The organism is Cellulomonas sp. (assembly GCF_965229465.1).
Classification (GTDB): Bacteria; Actinomycetota; Actinomycetes; order Actinomycetales; family Cellulomonadaceae; genus Cellulomonas.
This window is the reverse complement of the sequence record NZ_OZ245882.1, coordinates 3,694,610-3,711,290: the sequence shown is the minus strand read 5'-3', so window position 1 is coordinate 3,711,290 and position 16,681 is coordinate 3,694,610. Positions and strand designations below refer to the sequence as shown.

Genomic DNA, 16,681 nt, shown 5'->3' with positions numbered 1-16,681 from the left:
GCGCTGCTCCTCCCCGCTCGTTGCTCCGACGTCCCGGCTCAGTATCACCACGGGTGCCGGACGCGCGACCGTCCCCCGTTGCTCCGCTCGGGTGAACGCCGCACCGGGGCCGACGCCGTGTGCGATCCTGCGCGCACCGACGGTCGGAGCACGGGGAGGGCACGGCGTGACTGCTGGCGAGCCCCAGGGGCTCAACCCCTGGGTCGGCGCGCGCGGCGACGCCCCCTTCCCGGTCGTGCTGCCACGCCCCCGTGCCGCCGGCGACGAACCGGCCGTCCGGTTCCTGGGTCCACCGGTGGCCGTCCGCCGCGGACCGCGCGTGGGCTTCCTCCTCGTCGTCGCGCTCGCGGTCGGAGCGCTGGTGCTCGGGGGCCGTTGGTGGATGGCGTCGTCGTCCGCGCTCGGCCCGCCGGGAGGGCTCGAGGAGTCGGCGCTCCCGCTGGGAGTTCCCCCGGTGGTCCAGCCGGGACCGGGCGCGTTCGCGTTCACCGGGATGCAGCCCGACGGCAGCGGACCCGTCGCCTACAGCCCGTGCCGACCGATCCACTACGTCGTGCGACCGGACGGCGCCCCGCTGGGCGGCGACGAGCTGGTCCGGCGCGCGATCGCCAGCGTGTCGGCGGCGACCGGCCTCCAGTTCGTCGACGACGGCGAGACGCAGGAGGCGCCGAGCGTCGACCGCGAGGCCTACCAACCGAGCGTCTACGGCCGCCGCTGGGCGCCCGTCCTGATCGCCTGGTCGACGTCCACCGAGTCCCCTGAGCTCGTCGGCGACGTCGCGGGGATCGCCGGCTCGGCCACCGTGACGCGTGCGGGCCGGACGGTCTACGTCAGCGGGTCGGTCACGCTCGACGCCGAGGACATCTCGCCGCTCGTCGCCTCACCGAGCACCCAGCCCACCGCCCTCGGCATCGTGACCCACGAGCTCGGTCACCTGGTGGGGCTCGACCACGTCGACGACCCCACCCAGCTGATGTACCCGAGCACGCAGGCCCTGGTGGCCGGGTTCGCGGGCGGTGACCTCACCGGTCTGGCCGCCCTGGGCGCAGGCGAGTGCGCGCCCGACGTCTGACCCAACCCTTCACACCGGACGCGCAGGCTCTCCCGGCGAACTCCCAGGCCCCGCAGGTACGCTCACCGCGGACCACCCCACCGTCGCCCTCGAGGAGCGCCTCATCCACCGTCGACCCATCGTCCTGGTGCACGGCACCCGCACGTCGTCGGCGATCTGGCGCCGCCAGGTGGATGCCCTCGAGCGCTCCGGGCACCCCACCGTCGCCCTCGACCTGCCCGGCCACGGCCTGCGGTCGAGCGAGCGGTTCAGCCTCGACGGCGCTGTCGCTGCCATCGGCGCAGCCGTCGACTCGTGCACGGAGCCCCCGTTGCTGGTGGGCCTCTCGCTGGGTGGGTACACCAGCCTGGCGTACGCGCGCCACCACGGGGACCGGATCGCCGGCGTGGTCCTCGCGGGCTGCTCGACCGAGATCAAGGGCAAGCCGCTGGGTGCGTACCGGCGTGCGTCCGGGATGGTCACGCGGGCGCTGCGGCTGGGCGGCCCGGACTGGAACGTGGTCACCGACATGCTCACGGAGCTCGCGGGCTACTCGCCGCTGGCGGACCTGCGTCGCACTGCCGTACCCGTGTGGCTGGTCAACGGTCGCCGCGACCCGCTGCGCCTCGACGAACGCCGCTATCTCGACGCGCGTCCGGGCACCCGGCTCACGATCGTCCCGGGCGCCGGTCACGACGTGAACTCGCACGCCCCTGTCGCGTTCAACCGCATCCTGCTCGACGCGCTGCACGAGCTGCGCAACCGCGGCGGACTCGCGATCGCCTGAGCGCGCGGCCCTCCCGGTCGCGGCAGGCAGAGTAGGGGTGTGGACCCCGCGCAGCTCGCCGACGCCTCCCGGCTGCGCACCCGCGCGACCGTGCTGCACGCCGACGCGGACTCGTTCTTCGCGGCGGTCGAGCAACGCGACAAGCCGTCGCTCCGGGGTCGCCCGGTGCTGGTCGGCGGCACCGGACCGCGCGGGGTGGTCTCCACGGCGTCCTACGAGGCGCGTCGGTCGGGGGCACGCTCCGCGATGTCGATGAGCCGGGCACGCCGGCTGAGCCCGGCCGCCGCGGTGCTGTTCCCCCGCTTCGAGGCGTACTCGGCGTACTCGCGGATCATCATGGCCACGCTGGGCACGTTGTCCGAGCTCGTCGAGCCGCTGAGCATCGACGAGGCGTTCGTGGACCTGGAGGCGGGCCCGTTCGCCGACGACCCCGCCGCCGCGGCCGCCGACGTCCGGGCCCAGATCCGCGAGCGCACGGGCCTCGCGGTCTCGATCGGCATCGGCCGGACCAAGCTGATCGCCAAGCTCGCGTCCGACGCCGGCAAGCCGGACGGGCTGCTGGTGGTCGAGCCGGCCGACGAGGACGACTTCCTGCTCCCGCTGCCCGTGCGGGCGGTGCCCGGAATCGGCCCCGCGACGGCCGCGGCGCTCGAGCGGCTCGACGTCCGCACGGTCGCCGACCTGCGCCGGCAGGAGCTCGACGTCCTGACCATGACCGTCGGGGAGTCGTCGGGGGTCAACCTGTTCCGGCTGGCCCGCGGCATCGACCTACGACCGGTGGCCCCGGGAGGCGAGCGCAAGTCGGTCGGTGCGGAGCGCACGTTCGCGGAGGACATCTTCGGGGCGGACCTGATCGCCGCGGCGATCGACCGCGTGGCCGACGAGGCTCTGCGTCGGCTGACCGCCCACGGCGGCGGCGCGCGGACCGTGGTCGCCAAGGTGCGGTTCGCCGACTTCACCACGCTGACCCGCTCGGTCACGCTCCCCCAGCCGTCCGCCGAGCCCGCCGAGCTGCGGGCCGCGGCGCACCAGGCCGCTCGCGCCGCAGGCATCAGCGACTCCGTGCGGCTGCTCGGGGTGTCGTTCCACAACCTGTCCGCGCACGCGCAGCTGACCTTGCCGTGGGGCGACGAGGAGCCCCCGCCGATGCTCGAGGAGGAACCGTCCGAGGCCCCGACGAACCTCGGCCCGCTCACGCAGGAGAACGCCCGTCCGGGCCTGGACGTCGAGCACCCCGTGCTCGGTCGCGGCTGGGTGGTGCACGTCCGCGGGCGGCAGGCGACCGTGCGGTTCGAGAGCGTGGACACGCCCCCGGCGCGATCACAGGTGGTCGACCTCGACACCGATCCGCTGCTCCTGGTGCCGCCGCTCACCCCCGACCGGGTCACCTGAGCCACGGCTGCGCTCGGTCACCCCAGCGCCTGGCGGCTGCGCCGGTCGTTCTCCTTGTCGATGGCCTCGACCAGCTCGTCCTTGCTCATCCGCGAGCGCCCCGCGATCCCGAGCTCCGTGGCGACGTCGTACAGGTGCGCCTTGGTCGCGTTCGCGTCCACGCCGCCCGCCGTCGGCGCGCGCGACCCGTACCCCTCCTCGGCGCGCCGGTCCGAGGGTCCGGCCTCCGCCTTGGGCCGCCAGCTGTCGCCCACCTTCTCGTGGGTGTGCTTGAGCGCGGCGAACGCGACGCGGTGCGCACGCTCCTCGTCACCGTCGTACTGGTCCATCGCCGCGTCGTACGCCTGCGCGAACGTGCGCTGCGCCTTGGCGTCCGAGCGTTGCAGCGTGCTCGGCAACTCGCTGCGTCTCGCGTCCCCGGACCGTGTCGTCTTGGGCATGACACACCCCTCACGTCTGACGTCCAGATGATCGTGGCCCGCGGGTCACCGGGACGCCACCGGTCCCTGCGCCGCGGTGGGCCGTTGGTCACTGGTCCGTGGCCGCGCCACCTCGGACGATTGTTGTGTCCCTGCCGGCCCGGCGCCAGACGCCCGCGCCCTCGGGGGACCTCGGGCGACGGAGCCCGAGTCGTCGCGACGACCAGGAGAGCAGACGTGTCAGGCAGCAGGACGGAACGCAAGCCCGGTCACGTCGAGGTGGAGAGCGCGCACGGCAGGGTCGCCGCGTACGTACGGCACCCGAACGGCGGCGGGCTGGTCGAGGTCACCGCGCGCGTCCACGTGGGCGCGACCGTGCACGAGTCCGCGTACGTCGAGGCCGGGGCGGTCGTGGGCGACGGCACCCACATCGGTGCGAGCAGCTGGATCGACTCGGACGTGATGATCGGCGCGCGCGTGCACATCGGCCGGAACGTGCACCTCGGCGCCGGGTCCCGGATCGCCGACGGGGCGCAGATCAACGCCGGCGCCCGCATCGGCGAGGCCGCGATCGTCGCCACCCGGGCCCGCGTGAGCACCGACACCGTGGTCCCGCACGGCGCTGTCGTTCTCGGGCCGGCACGCCGGTCGCCGCGCTCGGACTTCGGCACCGCCGCGTAGCCACCCGTCAGGCCCGGTCTACGCTGGGCGGGCATGAGCTTCGTCTACGACGAGCGAACCTCTGCCTCCCGCTACGTCGACGTCGTCTGGCACACGGTCGACATCAGTGACGGACCTACCTGGCGTCCGCCGACGCATGGTGGCGTTCGGTGAGGGGAGCCGCTGATACGCCGCATCCTCGATCCCGATGGGCGTCTCGCCTTCTGGGCGGAGCATCCCCGGGGCGGTCACTTCCCCGCGATGGAGCGCCCGCAGGAGCTCGCCGGGGACATCCGGGCGTTCCTCGCCCCGATCCCGGTGGGCTGAGGGTCTGTGCGGATGTGGGTGGTGTGCGGTCTGATCGTGTCGGGCGGTCGCGTGGGCGGCCGCTGACGGCCCAGGAGGACGCACCATGGCGACGATCGTCTCGACCCTGTTCATCTCGCTCGACGGCATCGCCGAGATCGACCCGGCGTGGCACTTTCCCTACTTCGACGAGAACATGGGCGCCGCGGTCGGCGAGGACTACGAGGACGTGGACGTGCTGCTGCTCGGGCGCGTCACGTACGACAGCTTCGCCGGCGCCTGGCCGGAGCGGGAGACAGCCGGCGGCCAGGACGCCACGTTCGCCGCGCAGCTCGGTGACGTCCGCAAGGTGGTGGCAACACGCGGTGCGCAGGAGCTGGGCTGGCGCAACGCCGAGGCGGCACCTGACGTCGTCGCCGCCGTCACGGCGCTGAAGGCGGACCCGGGCATCGGGAAGGTCCTGGTCGCCGGGTCGATCTCGGTGGTCCGCCAGCTGCTCGCCGCCGGTCTCCTCGACGAGCTGCGCCTGCTCGTGCACCCGGTCGCAGCGCGCACGGGTGAGCGGCTGTTCGACGACGGCGAGCCCATCTACCCCCTGCGGCTGCTGCGCTCGGACGTCTTCCCCACGGGAGTCGTCCGGCTCGTCTATGCGCCGAGCCAGCTGCCGGGAACCCAGGGCTACGAGGACGTCACCGACAAGGTGCCCGGTGCCGCCTGAGCCGCTGACGTGGCCGCAGGCGCTCGCCTGGCGGATGCGGCGACAGCTGCTGGACCCGGTCGCCGACGTGTCGGTCGCCGACGTGGTGCGGACGCTGGGCGCCGTCCCCGCGCAGAACGACGCCACGACGGAGCAGGCGATCAACGCCCGCAGGCTCCGGTCGCGGCCGGGCGAGATGACGCGGGCGATCGCCGAGGGCGAGCTCCTCCGCACGTTCGCGTTCCGCGGCGCCGTCCACCTGGCGACGCCCGAGGACGCCGGCGTCTATCTCGCGCTGCGTGCGTCCAGCCGGATGTGGGAGCTGCCCAGCTGGCAGACCTACTACGGGCTCGCCCCGTCCGACTGGCCGGCGTTCCGGCGGGCCGCACGAGACGCCCTGGCCGACGGCCCGCTGACGCCCACCGCCCTCGGGGACACGCTCACCGCCCTGCCGGCGTTCCGCCACCTCCAGAACGTCTTCGCCGACAACCCGTGGACGCTGCTCAAGGCGCTCGCGTGGCAGGGCGACCTGTGCTTCGGTCCGTCGCGCGACGGCCAGGCGACGCTCCAGCGGCTGGACGACAACCCCCGCTGGAGCGGGCTCGTGGAGGTCGACGTCGCCGGACCCCGTGCGGTCGAGTCCTACGTCCGGGCGTACGGGCCGACGACTCCGGCGCACCTCCAGTACTGGCTCGGCGAGGGGCTCGGCGTCCGGCGCGGACATCTCCGGACCTGGATCGCCGGCCTCGGGGAGCAGCTCGCCACCGTCGAGGTGGAGGGCGAACCGGCACTCGTCCTGCGGGAGGACGTCGAGGAGCTGACCGCGGCTCGCCCATCGACCACCGTCCGCCTGCTGCCGCGGTACGACCAGTGGGTGCTCGGGCCGGGCACCGCCGACCCGCACGTCGTGCCGGCCGCCGAGCGCGCTGCGATCAGCCGCGGTGCGAACCTCGCGGTGGTCGGGGGTGTCGTGCGCGGGACGTGGTCGCAGTCCGACGACGAGGTCCGCGTGGTGTGGTTCGACGACGCACCTGCGCATGCGGCCGTCGAGCGCGAGGTCGAGCGGCTGGCGACGATCCTCGACAGGCCGCTGCGCCTGGTCGCCGACGCGCGCTGAGCCGGCGGACCGCGCTGCTGGCGCAACCGCAGGCCACGTTGCTAGCGTCCGCGTGCCGCACAGGTGCGCGGGGGCGACCACTGCCCATCGACTTCGACGAGTAGGGACTGCCCATGAGCATCGGATGGCGTCTGCACGGTGACGGACGGACGGTCCCCGTCGGAGAGGTCGTCGCTCCCGACGAGCGCCTGAGCTGGCCACGGACCATCGGCATCGGCATGCAGCACGTCGTGGCGATGTTCGGCGCCACGTTCCTGGTCCCGCTGCTCACCGGCTTCTCCCCGGCGACGACCCTGTTCTTCTCCGCCGTCGGCACCGTGGTGTTCCTGCTCATCACGCGCAACAAGCTGCCGAGCTACCTGGGTTCCTCGTTCGCGTTCATCGCGCCCATCGCCGCAGCGACCGCCACCGGCGGGCAGTCCGTCGCGCTGGGCGGCATCGTCGTGGTCGGCGTGCTGCTCGCCGCGATCGGCGCCGTGGTGCACGTGGCCGGCTCCGGGTGGATCGACACGCTGATGCCGCCCGTCGTCACGGGCACGATCGTCGCGCTCATCGGACTGAACCTCGCACCGGTCGCCTGGGGGACGTGCTCGCAGAGCGTCGTCGACGGGGAGATCGTCGAGACGTGCAACAACGGCTTCCGCGCGGCACCGATCACCGCGCTGGCCACGCTGCTCGCGATCATCCTGAGCACCGTGCTGTTCCGCGGAATCCTCGGGCGCCTGTCGATCCTGGTCGGCGTCCTCGTCGGCTACGCGGTCGCCAACCTGCGCGGCGAGGTCGACTTCTCCGGTGTGCGCGCCGCCGACTGGGTCGGGTTCCCCCAGTTCCTCGCCCCCACGTTCGACATCGCCGTGCTCGGGCTGTTCGTCCCCGTCGTGCTGGTCCTGGTGGCGGAGAACATCGGCCACGTGAAGTCCGTCGCCGCGATGACCGGTCACGACATGGACCCGCTGGCCGGGCGCGCCCTGTTCTCCGACGGCATAGCCACCACCCTGGCCGGACTCGGCGGCGGCTCGGGCACCACCACCTACGCCGAGAACATCGGCGTCATGGCTGCTACCAAGGTCTACTCCACGGCCGCGTACTGGGTGGCCGCGGCGACGGCGCTGGTGCTCTCCCTGTCGCCGAAGTTCGGTGCGGTGGTCGCCTCGATCCCCGCCGGGGTGCTCGGCGGCGCGACGACGGTCCTCTACGGGATGATCGGCATCCTCGGCGCCCGGATCTGGGTGCAGAACCGGGTCGACTTCTCCGACCCGAAGAACCTCACGACGGCCGCCGTCGCGCTGGTCATCGGAATCGCCAACTTCACCTGGGCGCCGGCCGAGCTCGTCTTCGGCGGCATCGCGCTGGGCACCGCAGCCGCGCTGATCATCTACCACCTGATGCGCGTGCTGGCCGACTGGCGCGGCACCAGCCAGGAGCCTGCGTCCCCGGCGTCGGTCCCTGCGGGCGACCCGGTGGGCCGGTAGGGACGCCCACGGCGGCAGCACTGCCTCAGCGGCTGTCGCGTCCGGATCGCAAGACCGACGTGACGTAAATCACGCGGTGCCGCATCCTGTCGTGACGTCGGCACCGTGGCCGACGTGGGGCCGGCACCGTCGCCGGACCTGAGCGGGACGGGGTCGACGATGACGAAGCCGCGCGTGGTCGCACTCTGGGTGGCGCCTGCCGTCGCCTTCGCACTCCTGGTCGTGCTCGTGGCCTCGCGGGAGCCCCTCTGGGTCACGTGGCCAGGCACCGTCGTGCGGCTCGGCGGCTTCATGCTCGTCGCTGCCGGGCTGTACGCGCTCGCCGCACGGTGGGACGGTCGCGCCGCGCGCCGCTGAGCTGTCCTCGCCGCCGGTCTCCTTGACGCCAGGCTCGGACACGCATCAAGTCACCGGCCGGTCCTGCCGATGTCGCCTCTCGTGCACGCCGCCCTTCCGCCTGCCCGCCGCGCGCCGAGGCGGCGGGACCGACGAACGGACCCTCGCGCGTCGATCGTGGCGGGCGCGCTCGGCATGGCGGTCGGAGTGCTCTTCACAGTCGGTTGCCTGGTCGGCAACCTCGGTCCGATGGTCCGTGGTGACGAGCCGGGACCCGGACAGTCCGTCACGCAGGGGACGGTCGTCAGCACCGGCCACACCCAGCAGCACGGCCGCAGCGGATGGCACGACTACTACCTCCCCACGGCCAGCTTCGTCGTCGACGGCCGGACGTACCGCGTCTCCTACGGCGGATCACCCTCGAGGACCGAGACGCCGGTGGGAGCGACGGTGACGGTGATCTACGACCTGGACGACCCGGCGGACGCTCGCATCCCGCTCGACGAGAGGGATCGGGCGACCTTCCTGCCGTTCCTCGGGCTCGGCACGGCGCTGACGGTGTGGTCCTACGCCGCGCACGTTCGTCCAGGAGTACGGCTGTCGAGGGCCGCACGGCCCGGAACCTGATCAGGCCTGCCCAACGACAAAACCCCCGATCCGCATCACTGCAGGTCAGGGGTCAGTCGTCGCTGTCTCAACGAGTGTCCGGAAAGGGACTTGAACCCTCACGCCCGTTAGGGCACTAGCACCTCAAGCTAGCGCGTCTGCCATTCCGCCACCCGGACAGGTGGACCGCAGGGCACCCGGAGGCGCCCTCAGGTGCGGCAAAAAAGATAGCACGGCGCGGCGGGCGAGCACGCATCGGCCCCCCGGGGCAGACTTGCGGCAGACGCCGAGACAGCAACCCCTCGGCCGCGAAGCAGGGAGCCCGATGACCGACACGAGCACCTCGACGGGACGGGCTCCTGCCAGCCCCACGGCGAGGAAGGTTGCCGGCGCGCGCCGCAACCCGAGCGCCTACGGAACGGAGCACACCGCCCCTCGCTGGTTGCGCGGCGCGGCCGGTGTCTCGTGGCGGCTGCTCGTGGTCATCGCGATGGTGGCGCTCATCTTCTTCGCCACGTCCAAGGTGCAGCTGCTGTTCATCGCCGTGTTCCTCGCATTCGTGTTCACCGCGGTCCTGCGGCCGGTCGTCGACTTCCTCGCCCGGTGGATCCCCCGCGGGCTCGCCACAGCCCTGGGCATCCTCGGCGGCATCGTGTTCTTCCTCGGGCTGCTGACGTACGTCGGCTACTCGATCGCGAACCAGTGGACCGACCTGACCAAGCAGTTCAGCGACGGCATCGGCCAGATCACCGACTTCCTGGAGAACGGGAACCTGCCGTTCACCATCACGAACGACCAGATCGCCGAGTGGATCAGCACCGGGCAGCAGTGGGTGCAGGAGCACGCCGGGGACCTGGCCGGCCAGGCGGCCGCGGGTGCCGGCTCGGTGGTCGAGGTGTTCACGGCCCTGGCCCTCGCGATCTTCTGCACGGTGTTCTTCCTGGCGCGGGGCCGCGAGATGTGGACGTGGTTCCTCAACCAGCTGCCGTCCCGCGTGCGCGACAGCTGGAAGACGGCCGGTGGCGCCGGCTGGTACACGTTCTCCGGGTACACGCGCGGCACCGTGATCATCGCGGTGACGGACGGCGCCCTCGCGTTCATCCTGCTGAGCATCCTGCGCGTGCCGCTGTCGGCGCCGCTGGCCGTGCTGGTGTTCATCGGTGCGTTCATCCCGCTGATCGGCGCGCCGCTGGCGATGGTCATCGCGATGATCGTGGCGCTCGCCGCGAACGGCCTGCTCTCGGCCGCGATCGTCGGTATCGGCATCGCCCTGATCGGCCAGTTCGAGGGGCACATCCTCCAGCCGATCGTGATGGGCAAGCAGGTGTCGATCCACCCGGTCGTCATCGCGCTCGCCGTGACCGCGGGAACCCTGACCGCCGGCATCCTCGGTGCGGTCATCTCGGTGCCGCTCGTGGCGGTGTGCTGGGCGATCTTCTCCCGGCTGCGGACGCTGGACCCTCCGATGGAGGAGGACGAGGCCGACGACGACGTCGAACCGGTCGACTCGGTCGAGGAGATCGACGACGACGAGGCCGTCAAGCAGCCCTGAGCCTCAGCGGAAGTCGCGCGACGCCGACCTGACCTTCAACGACATCGCAGCCAGGTGCTCGGCCACCAGGTTGGTCGCCCCGTCCGACCGTTCCAGCCGCCCGCGGACCACCATCGCGCGCGACGTGCGGGCGACCTTGCGGAACTTCTGCCACAACCCCGCCGAGCAGATGACGTTGAGCAGCCCGGTCTCGTCCTCGAGGGACAGGAACGTGATCCCACCGGCCGTCCCCGGTCGCTGTCGGTGGGTGACGACGCCGGCGACGGCCACCCGCCGGCCGATCTCGTGCGTGTACGCCTGCTCGACCCGCAGGACGCCTGCCGCATCGAGCCCGTCGCGCACGAACTGCGTCGGGTAGGAGTCGACGGACACCCCCGTGGCCCACACGTCCGCCGTGGCGATCTCGACGTCGCTGAGCCCGGGCAGCATGGGGGCGCTCACCCCCACCGAGACCCCCGGCAGCGTGTCCGGTCCCTCCTGCGCGAGCGCGCCTGCCGCCCACAGCGCCTCCCGCCGCGTGACTCCCAGACTGTCGAGCGCCCCGGCCGTGGCGAGCGCCTCGAGCTGCGCGGTCGACAGCTGCACCCGCCGCACCAGCTGCCGCAGGTCCGCGAACGGGCCGTGCGCGCGGCGCTCGTCGACCACCCGCTGCGCGACGTCCTCCCCCACCGACCGCACCGATGCCAGCCCCAGCCGGACCGCGAGCGACCGGGCGCCGTTGCCCGTGCGCACCCCCGGCGCGGTGACCGGTCCGGTCCCGCTGGGTGTCGGCACCAGCCGCGGCTCACCGTCGGCCGGCGTCGGACCGAGGCGCTCGACGCACGCCTGCACGTCGGAGGCCTGCACGTCCGGGCGCAGCACCTCTAGGCCGTGCCGGCGCGCGTCGGCGGCCAGGCTCTGCGGCGAGTAGAAGCCCATCGGCTGCGCCGCCAGCAGCCCCGCGTAGAACGCCGCCGGGTGGTACACCTTCAGCCACGCGCTGGCGTAGACCAGGAACGCGAACGAGTACGCGTGCGACTCGGGGAAGCCGAAGTCGGCGAACGCCTTGAGCTTGTCGAAGATCTGTGTGCCGGTCTCCGCGTCGATCCCGTGCTTCGCCATGCCGGACATCAGCCGCCCCCGCATCGCCTCCATCCGCTCCGTCGACCGCTTGGAGCCCATCGCCCGGCGCAGCTGGTCGGCCTCCGCCGGGGTGAAGTCGGCGACGTCGATGGCCATCTGCATGAGCTGCTCCTGGAACAGCGGCACACCCTTGGTCTTGGCCAGCGACTTCTCCAGCAGCGGGTGCAGGTACGTGACCGGTTGGCGGCCGTGCGCGCGCTCGATGTACGGGTGCACGGAGCCGCCCTGGATGGGACCCGGGCGGATCAGGGCGACCTCGATGACGATGTCGTAGAACGTGCGCGGCTGGAGGCGGGGCAGCGTGCCCATCTGCGCACGTGACTCCACCTGGAACACCCCGACCGTGTCCGCGGCGCTGAGCAGGTCGTACACGCGCGGGTCCTCCGCGGGCAGCCCGTGCAGGTCCAGCTCCTCGCCCTCGTGGTCGCGCACGGACGTGAACCCGATGCGCAGGGCGGTGAGCATGCCGAGGCCGAGCAGGTCGAACTTCACCAGCCCCGCGTCGGCGCAGTCCTCCTTGTCCCACTGGAGCACCGTGCGCCCCGGCATCCGCGCCCACTCCACCGGGCACACCTCGATCACCGGCCGGTCGCACATGACCATGCCACCCGAGTGGATGCCGAGGTGCCGCGGCAGGCGCAGGAACCGGTCGGCCAGGTCGATGACGTGCTCGGGGATCTCGTCGAGGTCGCTGGCCGACGGGGGCCGGATCGCCGGGACGACGTCGTGCCCGTCGGCGGTGGCCATGCCCGGCGTGTCGACGCCCTTCGGGGCGCGCACCACCGACGGCGGCTCCCACGTGTTCCCCCACATCGACGCCTGCGTGCGCCGACGCACCTCGCGGGCCGTGGTGGGCACGGGACCGACGTGGTCCACGTGCGGGCGCGCTGGCCGTCCCGACGACGACGGCTTCTCGGGCGCAGGCGGAGGCGCGTCCGACCGCAGGCTCCCCCACCGCTCGATCGACGACGCCCACGCGTCCTGCTGCCCCGCGTCGTACCCGAGCGCCCGCGCCGCGTCCCGGACGGCCGACCGCGGCCGGTAGGAGATGACGTTGGCCACCTGCGCGGCGTGCGACCGGCCGTGCTTCTCGTAGACGTACTGGATGACCTCCTCACGCCGCGCGGACTCGATGTCCACGTCGATGTCCGGCGGCCCGTCCCGCTCGGGCGCCAGGAACCGCTCGAACAGCAGCCCGTGCCGCACCGCGTCCACGGCCGTGACCCGCAGGGCGTAGCAGACCGCCGAGTTGGCGGCCGAGCCGCGGCCCTGCGCCAGGATCCCGTTGCGGCGGCAGAAGTCGACCAGGTCGTAGACCACCAGGAAGTACCCGGGGAAGCCGAGGTCCTCGATGACGGTCAGCTCGTGCGCCAGCTGCGCGTACGCACCGGGCACCCGCTCCGACTCCGGCGGCCCGTACAGCTCGAGAGCACCCCGACGTACCAGCTCGCGCAGCCACGTGGCCTCCGTGTGGCCGGGCGGCACCGGGTAGGGCGGGAGCTGGGGCGCGACGAGCGACAGGTCGAACGCGCACTCGTCGGCCAGGTCCGCCGCGGTCACCACGGCCGAGGGGTGCCGGCGGTGCAGCACGAGCATCTCGGTTGCCGACCGCAGGTGTGCCATCGGGCCGCCGGGCAGCCAGCCGTCCAGGTCCTCCAGCGAGGAGCGCGCCCGGACGGCGGCGAGCGCGGCGGCCAGGTCGGCGTCGCGCGGGGTGGCGTAGTGCACGTTCCCCGTGGCGACGAGCGGGAGGCCGGCGTCGGCCGCGAGGTGCGCGAGGGCGTCGGCACGGTCGGCGTCGTAGGGGTCGCCGACCGCGGTGACCTCGACCGCCACGTTGTCCCGGCCGAACAGGGCGACGAGCCGGTCCAGCTCGGTCCGGGCCGCCTCGACCCCGGCCGCGGTCACGCCGGTGACCCCGGACGGGTCCCCGCCCGCGAGCGCGCGCCGGACAGACCCCTTGCGGCACCCGGTGAGCACGAGCCACTGCCCGGCGGCGGTCGCCGCGAGCTCGTCGAGCCGGTAGTCCGCGGCACCCTTCTTGCCCGTGCGCAGGTGCGCCTCCGCGATCGCCCGGGACAGGGCGCGGTACCCGTCGGGGCCGCGCGCGAGCACCAGCAGGTGGGACGCGCGCGGGTCGGGGATGCCCGTCGGCAGGTCGAGCACGGGCGGACCGGGTGTGACGCGGGCGGCCTCCCGGGGGTGCCGACGCCCGTCCGGCGCGGGCAGGTGCAGCTCCGCCCCGAACACCGTGGGCAGCCCGACCGCCTTGGCCGCCTGCGCGAACCGCACCACGCCGTACAGCCCGTCGTGGTCGGTGAGCCCGAGCGCGCCCAGCCCGAGCCGCGACGCCTCCGCGGCGAGCTCCTCCGGCTGGCTGGCGCCGTCGAGGAAGCTGAAGGCGGAGTGCGCGTGCAGCTCGGCGTACCGCGGGGGGAAGTGCGCGGATCGCTCAGTCATACGTCGCCTCGCACGTCCAGCCGGTCGCCGCGCAGGCCAGGAGCACCGCACGACCGTCGTCGAACGTCACCTGGAGGTGCGCGCGCAGGCCGGGGCGGTCGTCGGCCGCCACCCACCACCGCTCGCTGAGCAGCCAGGGCCCGGCCCACCCGGCCACGGCGCGTGCTTCGTCGGCGGCGGGGACGGCCAGGTCCCACGCGGCGCCACGACGCCGCCCCACGCGTTCCGTCGACGCCTCGTCGGGCTCCGGCGGCAGCCACCGCACCCACGCCGGCTCACCGCTCATCCCGCTGCGCACGTCCAGCACCACCGGCACCCCGGTGGCGTCCCGCACGTCGACCCGCTCTGGCGGGTCCAGCACGCTCGCCGGAGCGGGGTCCGGCAGCCGCCCGGGCCAGGGCCGGTCCACGGGCCGCGCCGGCTCGGTCTGCTCACCCCACGGCTGCAGGTGCACCTGGTCGCGCACGTCCCGCCCACCCTGCAACGTCGCGACGAGGATCCCCGACCCCCCGACGATCCCCTGCACCCGGTCGAGCGCCCGGTGCGCGCGCAGGTCCCCGCCCGACGGGCCGCCCCACAGCCGACCCTGCTCGGCACCCGCGGGGGCGACGTCCAGGGCGGTGATCGCGAGGTGGACCAGGGTGACCGCGCGGGACTCGTCGTCAGGCCACGGGTTCGTCGGCAGGTCGTCGTGCGCCCAGGGGTCCCTCCCGGACGCGACGGCGTCCCGCGCTGTCCTCGACCGCGCGCGGGCGGCGGGGTCGTCGGCTGCGCGGCTCCGCGCGGTCTCGATCGCGCTCGACGCCAGCCAGCCCTCCAGCTGCCACCGGATGCGGTCCGTGATCCGTGCGGGGGTCAGGCCGCCCCAGCCGCCCAGGTCGGTCCGCCAGGTGCGCACCAGGTCGACGCCCTCGTCGGTGCGTGCCGCGATCTGCAGGCGCCCGCACGTCACCGAGTGCTGCATCAGCAGGGCGTGCAGCTCCTCGGCCAGACGGCGGCCGGCGAACGTCGCCGAGTCGACCCGGTCGAGCGGCGGGTCGAGGTCGGTGGCTACCTCGAGGTCGGCCTCCGGGCGGCGCCGGGCCGGCGGACGCTCGTCGTCGCCGCGCGCGAGCGTCTGCGCCCACGTGCCCAGCCGCCCGAAGCGGGCGTGCACGTCGGTGGGCGGCAGGGCGGCGAGCTGACCGAGCTGCCGGAGCCCCAGGCGGTGCAGCAGGTCCACCAGCTGGGCGACCGCGGAGGCCGCCTCGTCGGTGACCGCCGCGTGCACCAGCTCGCTCATCGCGCGCGGGGCCAGGTACGCCGCCGACGCCCCCGCGGGCACCACCGCGCCGGTCCGGGTGGCCAGCACCGCCGCGAGCAGCCCGTCGGCCGTGCCCACCGCGCACTCGTGCCCCGACCCGGCCGCGACCGCGTCGATGAGCAGCTCCGCGAGGGCCTCCTCCGACCCGTGGTACCGGCTGGCGCCGCCCGCGGGCAGCAGCAGCATCCCGGCGCGGACCACCTCGATGCCCGCCACCACGGTCTCCGCAGCCGCCGCGACCGGCTCGAACAGCCGCACGTCGCGCGCGTCGTCCGCGGGCAGCAGCACCAGCTCGGGGCAGACGCCCTGCGCCTGGCGACGCCGCATCCCCCGGCGCACCCCCTCCGCCCGCGCGAGCGCCGACACGGCGGTGAGCTGCCGCCCGTCGTGCACCGCGGAGGGCACGTGCGGCGGCACCTGCTCGGACGTCGCCGCGGCCACCACCGGCCAGTCCGGGACCCAGAGGACGGTCGTGCGCGTGCTCATCCGACGAGCCTCAGTCCCGGTGCCGGGGCCTCGACCTGCGGCGCGACGGTGGAACCGATCGGCAGGGTCAGGTCGAGCGCACGCGGCACGGCGGCGCTGCCCCGGCCGGTGCGGACCAGCCGGAGCTCGTGCGTGCGCAGCCGCCCCTCACCGGCGTCGACCCCCGTCCACCGGCCCGACTCGACCGTGAGCACCACGCCGGCGCCCGGCCAGTCGGTGGTCGACAGCAGCACCGACCCACGGTCCCGGGCACGGGCGGACAGCTTCCTGCGCTCGGCGTCCGTCAGGGCTGCCCCCGGCCCGACCACCACCACGTCGACGCCGTCGAGCAGCGCGGACACGACGGTCGGCGCCTCGAGGCCCGGGTGCGGGATCACGGCCAGCCGGTCGAGCGACACCCCTGCCTGGGACGCGGCCAGCAGCCCGATGGTCGGCTGTCCGACCACGGCCGCCCACGCCCCGCCGGCGCACGCGTGGGCGAGCATGGCCAGCACCAGCGACGTCGACCCCGTGACCACGGTGGTGCCGCCGCGCCGCAGCCCCTCGGGCAGGATCGGGGCCAGCGGCGGCGGGACCGCCATCGGGGGGCGTTCGCTGGTGATGATGCCGGTGGTCGGCTGCTCGACGGGGATGGCCGGCAGGTCGGGCACCAGGGCGACCACAGGCGTCGCCGGTCTCTCCTCGCGGGAGGCTGCATCTGCCGCGGAAGCCCGCTCGCCAGAAGCCGCGAGACCCCCGAGCGGCAGGACGCTGCGCGCCCCGGTCCGCTGCTCGGCGCGCGCCAGGGCGGCCCGCGCGAGCATGACGCGGTCCTCGCGCGACATGGTGCCGACGGACATGCGGAGCTCCCCTCGATCGGCCGATGAGAGGGTGCTCTCGAGACCTTCATCGAACATCTGTTCGAAGATCTCAGTA

14 protein-coding genes and 1 tRNA gene are annotated in these 16,681 nt (G+C 73.8%); 10 read left to right on the top strand and 5 right to left on the bottom strand.

The window, feature by feature from the left end; genetic code table 11:
• The first annotated feature begins 166 nt into the window (after positions 1–166).
• The 3 genes from ACO06A_RS17555 to ACO06A_RS17545 all read left to right on the top strand — a co-directional run bounded on the left by ACO06A_RS17555 (position 167) and on the right by ACO06A_RS17545 (position 3,230).
• Positions 167–1,072 carry a matrixin family metalloprotease gene (locus tag ACO06A_RS17555; protein WP_421733478.1) on the top strand — a complete coding sequence of 302 codons (906 nt, stop codon included), beginning with the start codon at positions 167–169 and terminating at the stop codon, positions 1,070–1,072.
• 103 nt (positions 1,073–1,175) lie between these two features.
• Positions 1,176–1,838, top strand: coding sequence for an alpha/beta fold hydrolase (locus ACO06A_RS17550; RefSeq protein WP_421736090.1), 663 nt, complete (start codon positions 1,176–1,178; stop codon positions 1,836–1,838).
• A 39-nt stretch (positions 1,839–1,877) separates the two neighbouring features.
• Entirely contained in the window at positions 1,878–3,230 is a 1,353-nt protein-coding gene (locus ACO06A_RS17545; protein WP_421733477.1) for a DNA polymerase IV, read from the top strand.
• A gap of 17 nt (positions 3,231–3,247) precedes the next feature.
• Here the strand turns inward: ACO06A_RS17545 and ACO06A_RS17540 are convergent, their stop codons facing one another.
• Positions 3,248–3,670: a ChaB family protein gene (locus tag ACO06A_RS17540; RefSeq protein ID WP_421733476.1), complete on the bottom strand. Its 423-nt coding sequence runs from the start codon at positions 3,668–3,670 to the stop codon at positions 3,248–3,250.
• A gap of 216 nt (positions 3,671–3,886) precedes the next feature.
• Between ACO06A_RS17540 and ACO06A_RS17535 the strand changes: the two genes are divergently transcribed.
• The 6 genes from ACO06A_RS17535 to ACO06A_RS17510 all read left to right on the top strand — a co-directional run bounded on the left by ACO06A_RS17535 (position 3,887) and on the right by ACO06A_RS17510 (position 8,864).
• Positions 3,887–4,330 carry a transferase gene (locus ACO06A_RS17535; protein ID WP_421733475.1) on the top strand — a complete coding sequence of 148 codons (444 nt, stop codon included), beginning with the start codon at positions 3,887–3,889 and terminating at the stop codon, positions 4,328–4,330.
• Between the two features lie 391 nt (positions 4,331–4,721).
• Positions 4,722–5,333 (top strand): dihydrofolate reductase family protein, encoded by a 612-nt coding sequence (locus ACO06A_RS17530; protein WP_421733474.1) that lies wholly within the window; start codon positions 4,722–4,724, stop codon positions 5,331–5,333.
• Positions 5,323–6,429, top strand: a complete 1,107-nt coding sequence (locus ACO06A_RS17525; RefSeq protein ID WP_421733473.1) for a DNA glycosylase AlkZ-like family protein — start codon at positions 5,323–5,325, stop codon at positions 6,427–6,429. The genes ACO06A_RS17530 and ACO06A_RS17525 overlap by 11 nt, the downstream gene beginning before the upstream one ends.
• Positions 6,430–6,542: 113 nt before the next feature.
• Entirely contained in the window at positions 6,543–7,901 is a 1,359-nt protein-coding gene (locus ACO06A_RS17520) for a uracil-xanthine permease family protein (RefSeq protein WP_421733472.1), read from the top strand.
• A gap of 159 nt (positions 7,902–8,060) precedes the next feature.
• Positions 8,061–8,258: a hypothetical protein gene (locus tag ACO06A_RS17515; protein WP_421733471.1), complete on the top strand. Its 198-nt coding sequence runs from the start codon at positions 8,061–8,063 to the stop codon at positions 8,256–8,258.
• A gap of 228 nt (positions 8,259–8,486) precedes the next feature.
• The gene (locus ACO06A_RS17510; protein ID WP_421733470.1) at positions 8,487–8,864 is read left to right on the top strand and encodes a DUF3592 domain-containing protein; all 378 of its coding nucleotides are present in this window, start codon (positions 8,487–8,489) and stop codon (positions 8,862–8,864) included.
• A 75-nt stretch (positions 8,865–8,939) separates the two neighbouring features.
• Here ACO06A_RS17510 and ACO06A_RS17505 read toward each other — a convergent pair.
• Positions 8,940–9,022 (bottom strand) — tRNA-Leu (locus ACO06A_RS17505).
• Positions 9,023–9,168: 146 nt separating this feature from the next.
• On the opposite strand from ACO06A_RS17505, the gene ACO06A_RS17500 reads away from it, so the two are divergent.
• On the top strand, positions 9,169–10,395 hold the full coding sequence (locus ACO06A_RS17500) for an AI-2E family transporter (RefSeq protein ID WP_421733469.1): 1,227 nt from the start codon (positions 9,169–9,171) through the stop codon (positions 10,393–10,395).
• A gap of 3 nt (positions 10,396–10,398) precedes the next feature.
• On the opposite strand, the gene ACO06A_RS17495 is transcribed toward ACO06A_RS17500, so the two are convergent.
• From ACO06A_RS17495 to ACO06A_RS17485, 3 genes are read right to left on the bottom strand one after another with little or no spacing between them, the layout of a single operon-like run.
• Positions 10,399–13,977 carry an error-prone DNA polymerase gene (locus ACO06A_RS17495; protein WP_421733468.1) on the bottom strand — a complete coding sequence of 1,193 codons (3,579 nt, stop codon included), beginning with the start codon at positions 13,975–13,977 and terminating at the stop codon, positions 10,399–10,401.
• On the bottom strand, positions 13,970–15,766 hold the full coding sequence (locus tag ACO06A_RS17490) for a DNA polymerase Y family protein (RefSeq protein WP_421733467.1): 1,797 nt from the start codon (positions 15,764–15,766) through the stop codon (positions 13,970–13,972). The genes ACO06A_RS17495 and ACO06A_RS17490 overlap by 8 nt, the downstream gene beginning before the upstream one ends.
• The gene (locus ACO06A_RS17485) at positions 15,763–16,605 is read right to left on the bottom strand and encodes a hypothetical protein (protein WP_421733466.1); all 843 of its coding nucleotides are present in this window, start codon (positions 16,603–16,605) and stop codon (positions 15,763–15,765) included. Before ACO06A_RS17485 ends, ACO06A_RS17490 begins: the two co-directional genes overlap by 4 nt.
• Positions 16,606–16,681 lie beyond the last annotated feature (76 nt).